Source organism: Planococcus donghaensis, assembly GCF_001687665.2.
Classification (GTDB): Bacteria; Bacillota; Bacilli; order Bacillales_A; family Planococcaceae; genus Planococcus; species Planococcus donghaensis.
Map to the genome: position 1 here is coordinate 3,275,025 of NZ_CP016543.2, position 13,675 is coordinate 3,288,699.

Here is a 13,675-nt window from a genome sequence, read left to right on the forward strand (position 1 = left end):
CATGCTATTTTCACCTTCCCGAACGTTTTTACTTTTCCTCTAAATTTCAGAATTTATTATTTGAATAGTATTAGTTCAAGACAATGAAATGAGAAGCGAGTATTCAATCCTTTATATTAGACAAGATTAATATCCTCTTAAGTGGAGAATACTTAGATTTCCTTTGGTTATACGAATGTTATATACTGATTTCACATACTCATCACTTTACTATGATATTTGGAGGAGATCTTATGATGTTCGAAAACAACGTAGTAATTGTTAATGGTGGAACCGATGGAATTGGTAAAGAAGTGGTTCGTTTCTTTTGCAAAGAAGGGGCTACCGTTCATTTTACTGGAAGAGATCGCAACAAAGGCTCTCAAGTAGAAAGTGAATGCGATGGAAGGGCTCATTTTTACCAAGTCCATAACGAAAACGTGGAAGAAATCGAAAGCTTTTTTAAAACACTTGAAAATAACGGTCACAACGTTGATATTCTATTCAATAGTGCTGGTATTTTATCGACAGGAATGGGGCCTTTGTCTCGAGTAAAACTAGATGACTGGAATCATTTAATTGCGGTCAATCAAACAGCCATCTTCGTCTATATGAAATATTCTTTAGTCGGGATGAGCAAGCAACGAAATGGCGTTATTATTAATAATGCAGCCATCCTTGGAAACGATAAGGTTAATCCTATGCTGCCAGCTTATAGTGGAACAAAAGCAGCGATTGTGGCAATGACTCAAAGCACAGCACTTCGCTTTGCTAACCTCGGAATTCGCGTAAATTGCATATCCCCTGGCCCTACAGAAACCGACCTAGCCATTAATGCATATGGCGGAACAGAGAAGTATGAAGAACAATCCAAAAAACACCCTCGAGGAAGTTACGGAAAACCAAGTGAGATTGCAGAAGTTGTTCTATTTTTAGCTTCAGACAAAGCATCCTATATAAACGGTGCGGAAATAGTCGTAGACGGTGGCTACTCCTTAAAATAAACAAATTCAGAGTATATTTCCTATCTTAAAAAAGAACCTTTCACTAGCGAAGGCGCGTCTACGGGGTAGGCGAAGCGAGAAGACAGATGATCTTCCTGGCTTCTCGCGAAAGCCAAGGAGGAGCGATTTTGGCTCCTCCTTGGCGACGAGCTTGCGCAGGAGCAATCATCTTTGCTCTACCCAAAGCGACCAAAGCGATAAATTTCCACAAAAAAACCTGCATAGAAGTTTCTATGCAGGTTTTCTATTTTACAATGCTGAATTATCCACAAGCTTTAAGTTGAATTCGATTAACTCACCATCTCGATACGCTTTAACGGTCAGTTCATCACCGATTTTCTTTTTATTGTATAAATGCTTTCGCAACTCGATAATATCGTCTATTGCGGTACCATCCATTTCAATAATTACATCAAACTGCTCCATACCCGCCGCAGCTGCAGCAGAACCTTCTATCACTGAATTGACAACGACACCCGTTACCACGTCTTCAGGAAGCTTTAAGGTGTCTTGACGAGAAGCTTGGGGCACTTGAACCAAATCCATCAACGTTACACCCATTGCAGGTCGAATCATTTCCCCATTTTCTTCAATCGACTCGATCACAGGAATCGCAGAATTGATGGGAATCGAAAATCCAATGCCTTCTACTTGCGAAGTCGCGATTTTCATCGAATTGATGCCAACCAATTGCCCTGCTAAATTGACCAATGCGCCACCACTGTTTCCTGGATTTATCGCTGCATCTGTCTGCAACACTTCTGCTTGCCAATCCTCTTGACCATCTCCATTCAAATCCACTGGCACCGCTCGATCTTTACCAGAAACGACACCCGTCGTCACTGAACCTGAAAAATCCAGACCTAACGGATTGCCAATTGCAATCACTGTCTCTCCTTGTTTTAACGCATCTGAATCCCCAAATTGAGCAACCGCCTGCACTTTAGCGCCGTCCATTTCAAGTACAGCCAAATCGGTCCATATATCACTTCCTACTAGCTCGGCTTGAACTTTAGAACCGTCCGACAACGTCACTTCAATACCACTGGCTCCATCAATAACATGATGATTCGTAACGACATACGCCTTTCCATTTTCGTTTTTATAAATAACACCAGATCCCGTGCCAACAGCTTGTTCTTGTTGCGGTGATTGAGACCAAAAATCCCCATTCGCTTGCAAATTACTAACCCCCACAACCGCATCCGCCGCTATATCAACTGCTTTTGTCACATCTGTCATAATATTAACCGAAACTGCCTCAGAACCTTCTTTCGCACCTTGCTCTACAATTTGCGTGTCACTAGTGCCATTTTCCGGTCTTAGCTCTGGTAAGGTATAAAACAATACCCATACTAATAACGCACCTACTACAACTCCGCCAAGACCTGCAGCAAACGCACCAAACCGGCTTGGTCTCGGCCTACCATTTGGTGTTTGATTGTAATAACCCACCGCACTCATCCTTCCTTTATCTTCTCTCTCTATTTACCCCGTTTGAACCATTTATAAGACCTTTATAATTTCAGTTTAAAAATTTCGTGTAACCAATGCAAGCTGGAAAAACTTCGTATATTTAACTTTCTTCTAATATCAATAAAAAGAGTATTCAACACACGTAGAAGAAGTCGTATTAGTCGGCGACTCCTGCGGGAAAGCGGAGTAATGAGACCCCGCAGGAGCTTGCGACGAGGAGGCTCATCGCTCCGCCCGCGGAAAGCGTCCGGCTAACACGACTTCTTCGTTTATTTCTCAACAAAAAAGCCATCCAAAAGTCACTTTCATGACCTTTGAACAGCTCTTCTCTTACACAACGATTAATTTAGTCGGTATATTGGCATCCGTATCAAACAGATTCACGTATTCTCCCGTGATAATCCCTTTTGACTGCAATGTTTGCTCAACACTCATACGCGCTAAATCTTTCATATTATTGTCTTTACTCAAATGCGAAAGATAAATGCGCGTCGGTTTTTCAGCAATCACTTCACTCATCGCCACTGCCGCATCTTCATTCGACACGTGACCCACATCACTTAAAATCCTACGTTTAATCGACCATGGATAACGGCCCATCTGCAGCATTCCCACGTCGTGATTACTTTCGAACACATACGAATCCGACGCTTGAATAACGCCTTTCATCCGGTCGCTGACATAACCTGTATCCGTAATCAACGACAACTTCCGACCATTCGCATGAAACACATAAAACATAGGATCTGCCGCATCGTGTGACACAGCAAACGATTCAATATCCATCGAACCGAAAGTTTTCACCGTGTCCATATCAAAATGGAATCGCTGCTCTACAGGAACCGCTCCGATCAACCCATCCATCGCAGACCATGTTTTCGCGTTGGCATAAATCGGCACTTTGTGTTTACGTGCTACAATCCCAAGCCCTTTAATGTGATCGCTATGTTCATGAGTGACCAAAATGCCATCCAAATCGCTCATTTTTTTACCGATTGCCGCAAACAATTCTTCCATCTTACGGCCACTAAGTCCCGCATCGACTAAAAAAGAATGTTCTCCGTTCTCGATATATGTGGCATTGCCGCTTGAACCGCTGGCTAATACACTGAATTGCATAGTGAAAATCTCCTTACTCTACTTCTTCTGGTGGTTTGTTCAATTCAATAACTCCGTCTTTTACCGCATTCACAAAATAATCTTGTCGGCTTCCATCTTCAAGTTCGCCTTGAACATGCCATGTTGGGACAAACATTTGACGGTTTTTTGATACTAGAACATGTACCGAATAACCTAATTCTGTATTGACGATTTTAGTACCATATTCCAACATGTTTTTTTGGTAAAGGGTATGAATGGCGGTGACCGCTGTCACTAAACTTTTCGGTTCTTCGTTTTCGATAATATTGGTGAACATCGTTTGTTCATAGCGGACAACATTCCCTTCGTTATCCCAATACACCGTTACTTTTCCATCATCGCTATAATAAAGAACTTCACCAGCAAGCTTTTGAAAATAGACTGCTTTATTTAACTCTTTATCAATCTCCCATAATTCATAGGAAGTGCCTTCATACACGTTTTGTTCCATAAACGTAGCTAACGCTTTTGCGCTTTCTGGTTCGCCCACCGGTGAAACAGCTTTTTCATACGAAACTTGTAGTTTTTTTCCGTCTTGAATATTCACTTGAACATTTTCTTTAGGTGCTTCTTTCGCCGTGAATATTTTCGTTTCTCCACGAATATAAGGCATCCCTTCCACATTTTCAGGAAGGTTTGAATAGGTAATTTTATCAGCTTGTAACTTTTCATCCACTGAGGATTCCGAAAGCACTTCTACATTTTTCGCTTCTGTATACCGATTCAAGTACAAGGAATACAAAAAGACATTTAAAATAGAAAAGACAATGATAAAAATAGTCTTGGTTTTATTCCAATCCAAGTTCTCCCCCTCCTGTCAATTCAGTTGGCAGCTCTGTCCAAATCCCATTTGTTTTCACGTACCACGTCGGCTCAAAAATGATAAAAGAATCATCTTCACTTCTCGTTACATGATAAGCAGGCGTAACATCCGTTATCGCGGATCGTTCTTCTTCCTCCATTTGTCCAAGAGCTTTCAATACATTTTCTCCTGAAGCAAGTACAACTACTCTTTTTTCTGCTTCTGAATCTAATTGATAAGCTGGTCGAACATAACTATAAACTTGTTCGATTCCGTCATCTATTCCCCACATCACTTCTAGATCCGTAGTAGTCGAATTACTGAAGACCGGTAAATCAGCTACGTATAATTGATACTCAATTTGCTGATTTACTGAATTCATGCCTGCATAGAAATATTGATCTGTCCAGCCGCCATGGGCATTAATGTAGTTCAGCGAATCGAAAAGTAAATCTGATGGAATCGCTGGATCTGTGGTTTCGGCTTTTGGCTGTATATAACTTATGCTTTTGGTGTTCGGATTTTCTCTCATAAATGCCCCTGAATCATCCGTATACTCCTGCGTTTTTAAATCCGCTGAGAAGACCAATTCTGGACTATCCAATAACGCTTCTGCAAACTTCGAAGTTGAAATTTCTTCTAATAAAAACCCAATACTCGTCTTCTCAACTTTTTCTTGTTGCACATAGATCGGTAATACCCCAATCGCGTCATCTGTAACATAGGTATCATAGTCGCCCGCTTGGTCCACAATCTCTGTTTGGAATTGATACAAGTCTTCTACTCGAAGATCTGCTTTGTATATTCTTCCTGACAACGAGTTAATAAAATATAAAGCCGGACGATCATTAGCTGGTGCATCCCATTCGATAATAAGCCGGTCAAAAGAAGATTCTGGAATTGTTGTATCCACAATATTATTAATCGAGTCAAAAACTGGTAAGGGTACTAATCCGGGATAGTAAACAAGCGCTCGTTTTGAGCTGTGCATATAAGATTTTATCGTCGCTGGAGTTGCTTCATCTTGCACCAATCTTATATTGCTAATTTGCCAGTTCTTCACAGACTCAAGCAAGACTTCAATATCATTTTGGTCGCTCGTCCCGGTGACATTTTCGTCGTTATGAAACAGTAGTTTTACGGGACGAACAATTTCTTCTGTGTTTTTCGTTTCTGAAATTGGCATTTCTACTGTAGTAGTTGGTTCAATAATTTCATGTGTTGGTGTGAACGTCCAAATAGTAAAGGTTAACGCAAGACTCAGTAGGATGAGTAAAAACAAGGCGATCGACTTGATATGTTCTACATATTTCAATCCCACTCACCCCCATCGTCTTCTTCAAATGGCAACGTAAAGAAAATACTTGTTCCTTTTCCTAGCTTACTTTCTGCCCAAATGACGCCTCCATGAGCATTGATCATTTCTTTTGAAATCGCCAACCCTAATCCCGTACCACCCATTTCACGGGATCTTGCACGGTCAACGCGATAAAATCGGTCAAAGATCCGATCGACATTTTCTTTTGGAATTCCCATTCCTTCATCACTAATTTGAATCAGTAAATATCCTTCTTCAACAGTCATGTTAAAGCGGACTTTTCCACCTTCAGGAGAATATTTCAATGCATTCGAAATGATGTTATCAATTACTTGGGTTAATTTATCTGGGTCAATTTCAACAAAGTACTGCTCTTTAGGCAATTGACGCATAAAATTCACTTTGTGCGACTTCGACATTTCAAAACGATCGATAATGCGATTGAAAAAGACGTTGAATTCAACCATTTCTTTGCTTAATTCGGTTTCACTCGAATCCATTTTTGATAATTTCAGCAAATCATTTACCAGTCGAATCATGCGTTCTGTTTCTGTTTGTGTCACATTTAAAAAGTTTGGCGCTAAGTCTGGATCTTGCCATGCCCCATCAGCCAATGCTTCTAAATAACTGCGCATTGTTGTTAAAGGTGTCCGCAATTCATGCGATACATTGGCCACAAACTCACGGCGTTCAATATCAATTTTTTCTTGTTCTGTGTTGTCATGCAAGACCGCAATTAAACCATTAACAAAGCCTGTTTCTTTTTGAATTACAGAAAAAGTCGTACGCAATAACGTACTTTGTTCATACGTACTTAAATCTAATGTAACAGCTTCTTTCATATCAATTAAATCTTCGAAAGTATATTCTTCTTCAAGACCCAATACGCTCGTTACCGGTCGGTTTATGACCGTTTCACGTGAAACATTAAGCAATTGAAGCGCAGGATCATTGATCAAAATAATGCGTCCTCGCCTATCAGTCGATAATACGCCATCGGTCATATTAGAAAGGACAGATGCTAATTTCCGACGTTCACTTTCTGTCGATTGTTGAGATTCCTGCAACCGATTTGTTAAATGGTTAAAAGCTCGAGCAAGTTGACCAATTTCATCATCACTATAAACTCTTACTTTACGGGAAAAGTTTCCTTTTGCCATTGCTTGCGCTTGTCTTCGCATATCCGCAATAGGTCGTGAAATGGTTTGAGCCACTAAAATTCCTAAAATTGCAGTAATGGCCAAGGAAATCGTTGTACCTACTGCGAGAATGGAGTTGATATCATCCATTTGGTCATACACGTTTTCAATTTCAGCTTCAACATATAAAGTCCCGAGTAAGGTGCCACCTGTCGCCACAATCGGCAAGGTTCGTACCCAAATTCGCTCTTCGCTTTCCTTATCCACATAGGTTTGTTCTAAATCAATTTCTCCGATAATAGATTGGCGAACCAAGTCATTGGTTGACCGCTGGCCGACTAGTATTTGGTTTTCAATAACAGATGATGCAAGAATGCTATACCGTGTATCTACAACCCGTATTTCATTGATATCATCTGATTGAAATCCATATAATACCGTTCGCAAGGTTTGTTCAAGCGTTGAATTTTCTTCTGTACGTTCTTTAATCATTTCTTCACGCACACTAAATTCAATAATTTCCATACGGTCTTTAATAGAACTTTCAAAGTTCCCTTTTAAGGTTTCTTCAAGCTGCTGAGCAAAGTACAGACCAATAATCTGCATAGCTAGCAAAATCAGCAAAATATAAATTAACACAAACTTCACATGTATCGACTTTAAAAAATTTACTTTTGACATCTAACTACTCCTGTTCAGGATTTCGCAAATAATACCCTACGCCGCGACGCGTCACAATCCATGCCGGATGACTTGGGTTATCTTCAATTTTTTCACGCAGACGTCTAACGGTAACATCCACTGTACGGACATCACCAAAGTAATCATATCCCCATACGGTCTGCAATAAATGCTCACGTGTCATGACTTGTCCAATATGCTTACCAAGATAGTGAAGCAGTTCAAATTCACGGTGAGTCAATTCGATCGTTTCTTCACGTTTTAATACAAGATAAGCATCTGGTTGAATTGTTAACACACCTACTTGAATATCATTAGAGTGTTGTCCTTCTTCTTCAGCAGGCGCTACATTTTGACGTCGCAAATTGGCTTTTACACGTGCAATCAGTTCACGCGTTGAAAAAGGTTTTGTCACATAATCATCTGCACCTAGTTCTAGACCTAGCACTTTATCAATTTCAGAGTCTTTGGCTGTTAACATAATGATTGGAAAATCGTACTTTTTGCGAATTTCACGACAAACTTCCATCCCGTCGCGATTTGGCAACATAATATCTAATAACATTAAATCGGGTTGAATTTCTCCAGCAATTTTAATCGCTTCGTCTCCGTCATACGCACAAACTACATTAAAACCTTCTTTTTTCAAGTTAAACTGTAAAATATCTGCAATCGGTTTCTCATCGTCTACAACCAATATTGTTTTACTCATCATTTTTCTCCCCTTTTTCTTCCCATCTACACCCTTTTTTGTTGTCATTGCTCGTTCTTTACTACCCTATACTTTATCATTGTTCAAGGCATTTCGCATCTATCAGTAGCTACCCCTGCTCTGTCTCAAACACTCAAAACCTAAGCGCAATCCACAAAACAGCAAAAAGCAGCCGCCTAAAGGCGACTGCTTGATCTCAATTCTAAGCTTAAATTATCTCCAAACACTTGTAACAATGTTTGTTTGGTTACGGTCAGGACCGACAGAGAAAATCGAAATTTGAACACCCGTCAACTGAGAAATACGCTCTAAGTAATGACGTGCATTTTCTGGCAATTCATCTAATGATTTGCAGCTTGTCACGTCTTCAGACCAGCCTGGAAGCTCTTCATACACAGGTTCGCACTCATCCAGCATACGTAAGTTTGCTGGATATTCTGTGATCAGTTCTCCTTGGTAACGGTAAGCTGTACAAATCTTAACCGTTTCAAGACCCGACAATACGTCAATGGAGTTAACTGTTAAGTCCGTTAATCCACTTACACGTCTTGCATGACGAACAACTACACTATCAAACCAACCAATGCGGCGTGGACGACCAGTAGTCGTACCGTACTCTTTACCAATTTCGCGGATTTGTTGACCTACTTCATCGAACAATTCTGTTGGGAATGGTCCGTCTCCAACACGTGACGTGTACGCTTTACATACGCCGATTACGTGTTGAATAGTTGTTGGTCCTACGCCCGCTCCGATTGTAACTCCACCCGCTACTGGGTTAGAAGACGTTACAAACGGATACGTTCCTTGGTCGATATCGAGCATAACGCCTTGAGCGCCTTCAAACAATACGCGACGGCCATTATCAATAGCATCGTTCAATACTTTTGATGTGTCTGTTACATATTTAGCGATTTCTTGCCCATATGCATAATACTCTTCCATAATTCCTTCGACTGTAAATCCTTCTGTTTCATAAAATTTCTCGAACAAACGGTTTTTCTCGATTAAGTTCATGCGTAGTTTTTCTTCGAACACAACGTGGTCCAATAAATCCGCCATACGAATTCCGACACGTGCTGCTTTGTCCATATAAGCAGGTCCGATGCCTTTACCTGTTGTTCCAATTTTATTTGCTCCGCGACGCGCTTCTTCTACTTCATCTTGCTTAATGTGGTATGGCAATAATACGTGTGCGCGGTTTGAAATGCGCAAGTTTTCCGTTGTAATGCCACGCTCATGAAGACCTTTTAATTCTTTAACAAGCGCTTTTGGATCTACAACCATGCCGTTTCCAATTACCGATGTTTTCTCTTTATAGAATATCCCTGAAGGAATCAAATGCAATTTATACGTTTCTCCACCAAAAATAATGGTGTGTCCAGCGTTATTACCGCCTTGATAACGTGCAATTACTTCTGCATGTTCTGATAGAAAATCAGTGATCTTCCCTTTTCCTTCGTCTCCCCATTGCGTTCCAACTACTACGACTGACGTCATAATTCCGCACCTCCGTTAGGCATATGCCCTATCTCAAACAGTGTTTATTGTACCAATTAAAGACGAAACCGTCAATACAAAACAGAAGAAAACACGAACATATAAATGTGTTGCCACATTTAATGTTCGTGTTTAAAAGTCTCCGCCGGATTCATGTTGACTCCAGTCAATGGTGACAAACTTATTGTATTCTTTCACAAACGCCAATTTAACAGTCCCTGTTGGACCATTACGTTGTTTTGCAATGATAATTTCAATCATGTTTTGGTCTTCTGTTTCTTTGTCATAATAATCTTCACGATACAAGAACGACACAATATCGGCATCTTGCTCAATACTTCCAGATTCACGTAAATCCGACATCATTGGACGCTTGTCTTGTCGTTGTTCTACTCCACGAGATAACTGCGACAACGCGATAACCGGTACTTCAAGCTCACGCGCTAACCCTTTTAATGAACGGGAAATATCCGATACTTCTTGTTGTCGGTTTTCACCAGATTTACCGGGTCCTTGGATCAATTGAAGATAATCGATCATGATCATGCCAAGTCCATATTCTTGTTTTAAACGTCGGCATTTTGCCCGAATGTCATTTACGCGAATACCCGGTGTATCATCGATAAAGATTCCGGCATTGGATAAACTGCCCATCGCCATTGTCAACTTGCGCCAATCTTCGTTTTGAAGTGCTCCTGTACGCAATACTTGTGCATCAATATTGCCTTCCGCACAAAGCATACGCATAACCAACTGTTCAGCACCCATCTCTAAACTAAAAATGGCGACATTTTCGTCTGTTTTAGTCGCGACGTTTTGCGCGACGTTCAAAGCAAAAGCTGTCTTACCAACAGAAGGCCGTGCAGCTACAATAATTAAGTCGTTTCGCTGAAACCCTGCTGTTACCTTATCAAGGTCACGGAAGCCTGTAGGGATTCCTGTGACGTCTCCTTTACGAGTATGCAGCAATTCGATGTTGTCGTAAGTTTTTACTAGTACATCTTTGATATGGGTAAAGTCACCGGCTTTTTTCCGGCTTGATACTTCCATCATTTTCTTTTCTGCTTCGGAAAGCAATGCTTCTACTTCATCTTCACGTGTAAATCCATCTTCTACGATTGTAGTAGCTACCCGGATCAATCGGCGAAGCAATGCTTTTTCTTCTACAATATGCGCATAATGGGCAACGTTTGCTGCTGTTGGTACAGCGTTAGCGATTTCCGTTAAATACGATAAACCGCCAACGTCTTCTAATTCTTTTTTGACAGAAAGTTCTTCTGTCACGGTCACTACATCAATCGCTTTTCCGTGATCTGCTAAATTCAGCATCGTCTGGAAAATCTTTTGATGCGCAATGCGGTAAAAATCTTCTGCCATCACAATTTCAGCAACCGTGATTAAAGAAGGCGGTTCTAAAAAGATGGCGCCAATAACCGATTGCTCGGCTTCATGGTTGTGCGGGGGGACACGATCAATCATTTCGTTCATCGGTGTCTCACCTTACGCTTCTTCTGTAACATGAACTCGAAGCGTAGCCGTCACATCCTGGTGCAATTTCACAGGAATATTAGTGTAGCCAAGCGCACGAATGGCATCGTCCAATTCCATTTTGCGTTTGTCTAATTTGATGCCATGCTTTTTTTCAAGTGTTGTTGCTACTTGTTTTGTTGTAATTGAACCAAAAAGACGTCCGTCTACTCCAGATTTCGCAGTCAATTCGATAGTTAAACCCTCAAGTGTTTCTTTTAACTGTTCTGCTTCTTGACGTTCTTGGTCAGCTTCTTTTTGCTCTTTTTTCTTTTGACCATCTAATTTACTAATAGTTGCTTGGTTTGCTTCAATCGCTAAATTATTTTTTAATAGGAAGTTATGTGCATAACCATCTGCTACGTTTTTAATTTCACCTTTTTTGCCTTTACCTTTTACGTCTTTCAAAAATATTACTTTCATTCGTTTGTTCCTCCTTCAGTATCTTCTAAAATTACCGCTTTTAACTGTTCAACGGCTTGGTCTATTGTTGCGTTTGGCATTTGGGTAGCCGCATTTGTTAAATGACCACCACCGCCGAGGTTTTCCATAATTATTTGCACGTTTACTTCACCAAGTGAACGGGCACTAATACCAATGCCGCCTTCTGCTCGCTCAGCCACTACAAACGACGCATTGACGTCTTTCATCGTCAACAAGATATCTGCTGTTTGTGCGATCAATACGGGGCTGTAGACACGCTCAGGCTCGCCTTTTGCAATCGCGATGCCATCGCCAACAAATTCTACTGTCTGCACAATTTTAGCACGTTCAATATACGTTTCTAAGTCTTCTTTTAGTATTCGTTGAACGAGTACTGTATCCGCTCCATTTGAACGCAAGTAAGAAGCTGCTTCAAAGGTACGGGCACCTGTTCTTAACGTAAAGCTTTTGGTATCTACGATAATTCCAGCCAACATCGCTGTCGCTTCTAACATAGACAATTTCTCATGCTTTGGTTGGTACTCAATAAGTTCGGTAACCAATTCAGCAGTCGATGACGCATAAGGCTCCATATAAACAAGCATCGTGTTGGTGATAAATTCTTCACCTCTCCGGTGATGGTCGATCAACACAACTCGTTCCATTCGTTGCAATACGCGTTCGTCAATAACCATAGACGGTTTATGCGTGTCTACTACAACCAGCAGTGAATTCTCGGTCATTTCAGCTAACGCTTCTTCGGGTGTTATAAACTGAGAAAACAATTCCGGTTCTCCTTCAATAGCTTCCATTAACCGCATGACACTGCGATCGTATGCATCAAAATCAATGATGATACGACCTTTAACTTTGTTCATGGCAGCCATTTTGGCTACGCCAACTGCAGCACCGATAGAATCCATATCCGGCATCTTATGTCCCATAATAAACACTTGATCACTTTCTTGGATCAAATCACGCAATGCGTGCGAGATAACCCTCGCCCTGACTCGAGTCCGTTTTTCAACGGGATTGGTTTTACCGCCATAAAATTTCACTTTGCCACTTGGATGTTTGATCGCCACTTGATCTCCTCCACGGCCAAGAACTAAGTCTAAGCCTGATTGAGCAAGACTTCCTAATTCAACTAAGGAAGCAGACCCAGCTCCGACACCGATACTCAAAGTTAATGCCAGATTATCTTTAGAGGTAACTTCACGAATATCATCCAAAATAGCGAATTTTGATGTCTCAAGATCTTTTAAAATTGACTCATTAAATACAGCCATAAATCGTTCCGAAGAAATGCGCTTTACAAAAATACCATGATTTGCGCCCCATTGGTTGACCAATGAAGTAACTAAACTATTGAGATTGCTTCGAGTTTGATCATCCATTCCTTGCGCAAGTTCATCGTAATTATCGATGAATAAAATGCCGATAACTGTGCGATCTGCATAATAAAGTGACTCAATTTCCACTTGCTCCGTAATATCAAAAAGATAAAACAACCGGTCATCCGCTTTATAATATACACGGTATTTCCGATCGCCTAACGCGATGGTCAGTTCTTTTTCTTCTGATTTTACAAGCGGATGAAAGTCTTCAGATAATGTATAAAGCGACTCACCGATTAAAGTATCGTATTCTAGCGTTGAAGTCATATAAGGATTTGCCCACTCGATGTCATACTGTTCGTTAACTAGTAAAATACCAATTGGCATTTCGAGCAATGCTTCTTCTCCGACTTTTTTCATGCGATACGACAATGTTTCAATATGCTTTTCCGTCGCCTCATAAACTTTTTTTTCGGTTACCCACGTAGCTGTAAACGCTAGCACAAAAAGCAGTGTAAAAATACCAGCGGCCCATTCTGACCAAAGCGAAATCAAAATCGCTGCGGCCATGCCGAGAGCTAGCAATGCGACAAGTGGATATCGAAGTTTTCTTTTTCTAAAAAAAGCCGACATTATT

11 protein-coding genes are annotated in these 13,675 nt (G+C 40.8%); 1 reads left to right on the plus strand and 10 read right to left on the minus strand.

The annotated features are described in order from the left end of the window. The first annotated feature begins 233 nt into the window (after positions 1-233). Positions 234-983 (plus strand): SDR family NAD(P)-dependent oxidoreductase, encoded by a 750-nt coding sequence (locus BCM40_RS15955; protein WP_065524992.1) that lies wholly within the window; start codon positions 234-236, stop codon positions 981-983. A 249-nt stretch (positions 984-1,232) separates the two neighbouring features. Here the strand turns inward: BCM40_RS15955 and BCM40_RS15960 are convergent, their stop codons facing one another. The 10 genes from BCM40_RS15960 to BCM40_RS16005 form a co-directional block, all read right to left on the minus strand. Then, positions 1,233-2,438 carry a S1C family serine protease gene (locus BCM40_RS15960; protein ID WP_420330052.1) on the minus strand — a complete coding sequence of 402 codons (1,206 nt, stop codon included), beginning with the start codon at positions 2,436-2,438 and terminating at the stop codon, positions 1,233-1,235. A gap of 351 nt (positions 2,439-2,789) precedes the next feature. Then, positions 2,790-3,578, minus strand: a complete 789-nt coding sequence (locus BCM40_RS15965) for an MBL fold metallo-hydrolase (RefSeq protein WP_065524990.1) — start codon at positions 3,576-3,578, stop codon at positions 2,790-2,792. 13 nt (positions 3,579-3,591) lie between these two features. Next, entirely contained in the window at positions 3,592-4,401 is an 810-nt protein-coding gene (locus BCM40_RS15970) for a two-component system regulatory protein YycI (RefSeq protein WP_065524989.1), read from the minus strand. Then, on the minus strand, positions 4,388-5,722 hold the full coding sequence (locus BCM40_RS15975) for a YycH family regulatory protein (RefSeq protein ID WP_238323739.1): 1,335 nt from the start codon (positions 5,720-5,722) through the stop codon (positions 4,388-4,390). Before BCM40_RS15975 ends, BCM40_RS15970 begins: the two co-directional genes overlap by 14 nt. After that, positions 5,713-7,539 (minus strand): cell wall metabolism sensor histidine kinase WalK, encoded by a 1,827-nt coding sequence (gene walK / locus BCM40_RS15980; RefSeq protein ID WP_065524987.1) that lies wholly within the window; start codon positions 7,537-7,539, stop codon positions 5,713-5,715. The genes BCM40_RS15975 and walK overlap by 10 nt, the downstream gene beginning before the upstream one ends. Positions 7,540-7,543: 4 nt before the next feature. Beyond that, positions 7,544-8,251 carry a response regulator YycF gene (gene yycF / locus BCM40_RS15985; RefSeq protein ID WP_065524986.1) on the minus strand — a complete coding sequence of 236 codons (708 nt, stop codon included), beginning with the start codon at positions 8,249-8,251 and terminating at the stop codon, positions 7,544-7,546. A gap of 213 nt (positions 8,252-8,464) precedes the next feature. Next, entirely contained in the window at positions 8,465-9,751 is a 1,287-nt protein-coding gene (locus tag BCM40_RS15990) for an adenylosuccinate synthase (RefSeq protein ID WP_065524985.1), read from the minus strand. Between the two features lie 132 nt (positions 9,752-9,883). Next, positions 9,884-11,239, minus strand: a complete 1,356-nt coding sequence (gene dnaB, locus BCM40_RS15995; protein ID WP_065524984.1) for a replicative DNA helicase — start codon at positions 11,237-11,239, stop codon at positions 9,884-9,886. A gap of 12 nt (positions 11,240-11,251) precedes the next feature. Next, positions 11,252-11,701: a 50S ribosomal protein L9 gene (rplI, locus tag BCM40_RS16000; protein WP_065524983.1), complete on the minus strand. Its 450-nt coding sequence runs from the start codon at positions 11,699-11,701 to the stop codon at positions 11,252-11,254. Continuing rightward, positions 11,698-13,671, minus strand: a complete 1,974-nt coding sequence (locus BCM40_RS16005) for a DHH family phosphoesterase (RefSeq protein ID WP_065524982.1) — start codon at positions 13,669-13,671, stop codon at positions 11,698-11,700. Before BCM40_RS16005 ends, rplI begins: the two co-directional genes overlap by 4 nt. Between the last annotated feature and the right edge of the window lie 4 nt (positions 13,672-13,675).

Excerpts from the sequence above, each read along its gene's own strand:
- dnaB (WP_065524984.1), bottom strand. The coding sequence starts at position 11,239 with ATGAACGAAATGATTGATCGTGTCCCCCCGCACAACCATGAAGCCGAG.
- yycF (WP_065524986.1), bottom strand. The coding sequence starts at position 8,251 with ATGAGTAAAACAATATTGGTTGTAGACGATGAGAAACCGATTGCAGAT.
- BCM40_RS15965 (WP_065524990.1), bottom strand. The coding sequence starts at position 3,578 with ATGCAATTCAGTGTATTAGCCAGCGGTTCAAGCGGCAATGCCACATAT.
- BCM40_RS15990 (WP_065524985.1), bottom strand. The coding sequence starts at position 9,751 with ATGACGTCAGTCGTAGTAGTTGGAACGCAATGGGGAGACGAAGGAAAA.
- BCM40_RS15955 (WP_065524992.1), top strand. The coding sequence starts at position 234 with ATGATGTTCGAAAACAACGTAGTAATTGTTAATGGTGGAACCGATGGA.
- BCM40_RS16005 (WP_065524982.1), bottom strand. The coding sequence starts at position 13,671 with ATGTCGGCTTTTTTTAGAAAAAGAAAACTTCGATATCCACTTGTCGCA.
- walK (WP_065524987.1), bottom strand. The coding sequence starts at position 7,539 with ATGTCAAAAGTAAATTTTTTAAAGTCGATACATGTGAAGTTTGTGTTA.
- rplI (WP_065524983.1), bottom strand. The coding sequence starts at position 11,701 with ATGAAAGTAATATTTTTGAAAGACGTAAAAGGTAAAGGCAAAAAAGGT.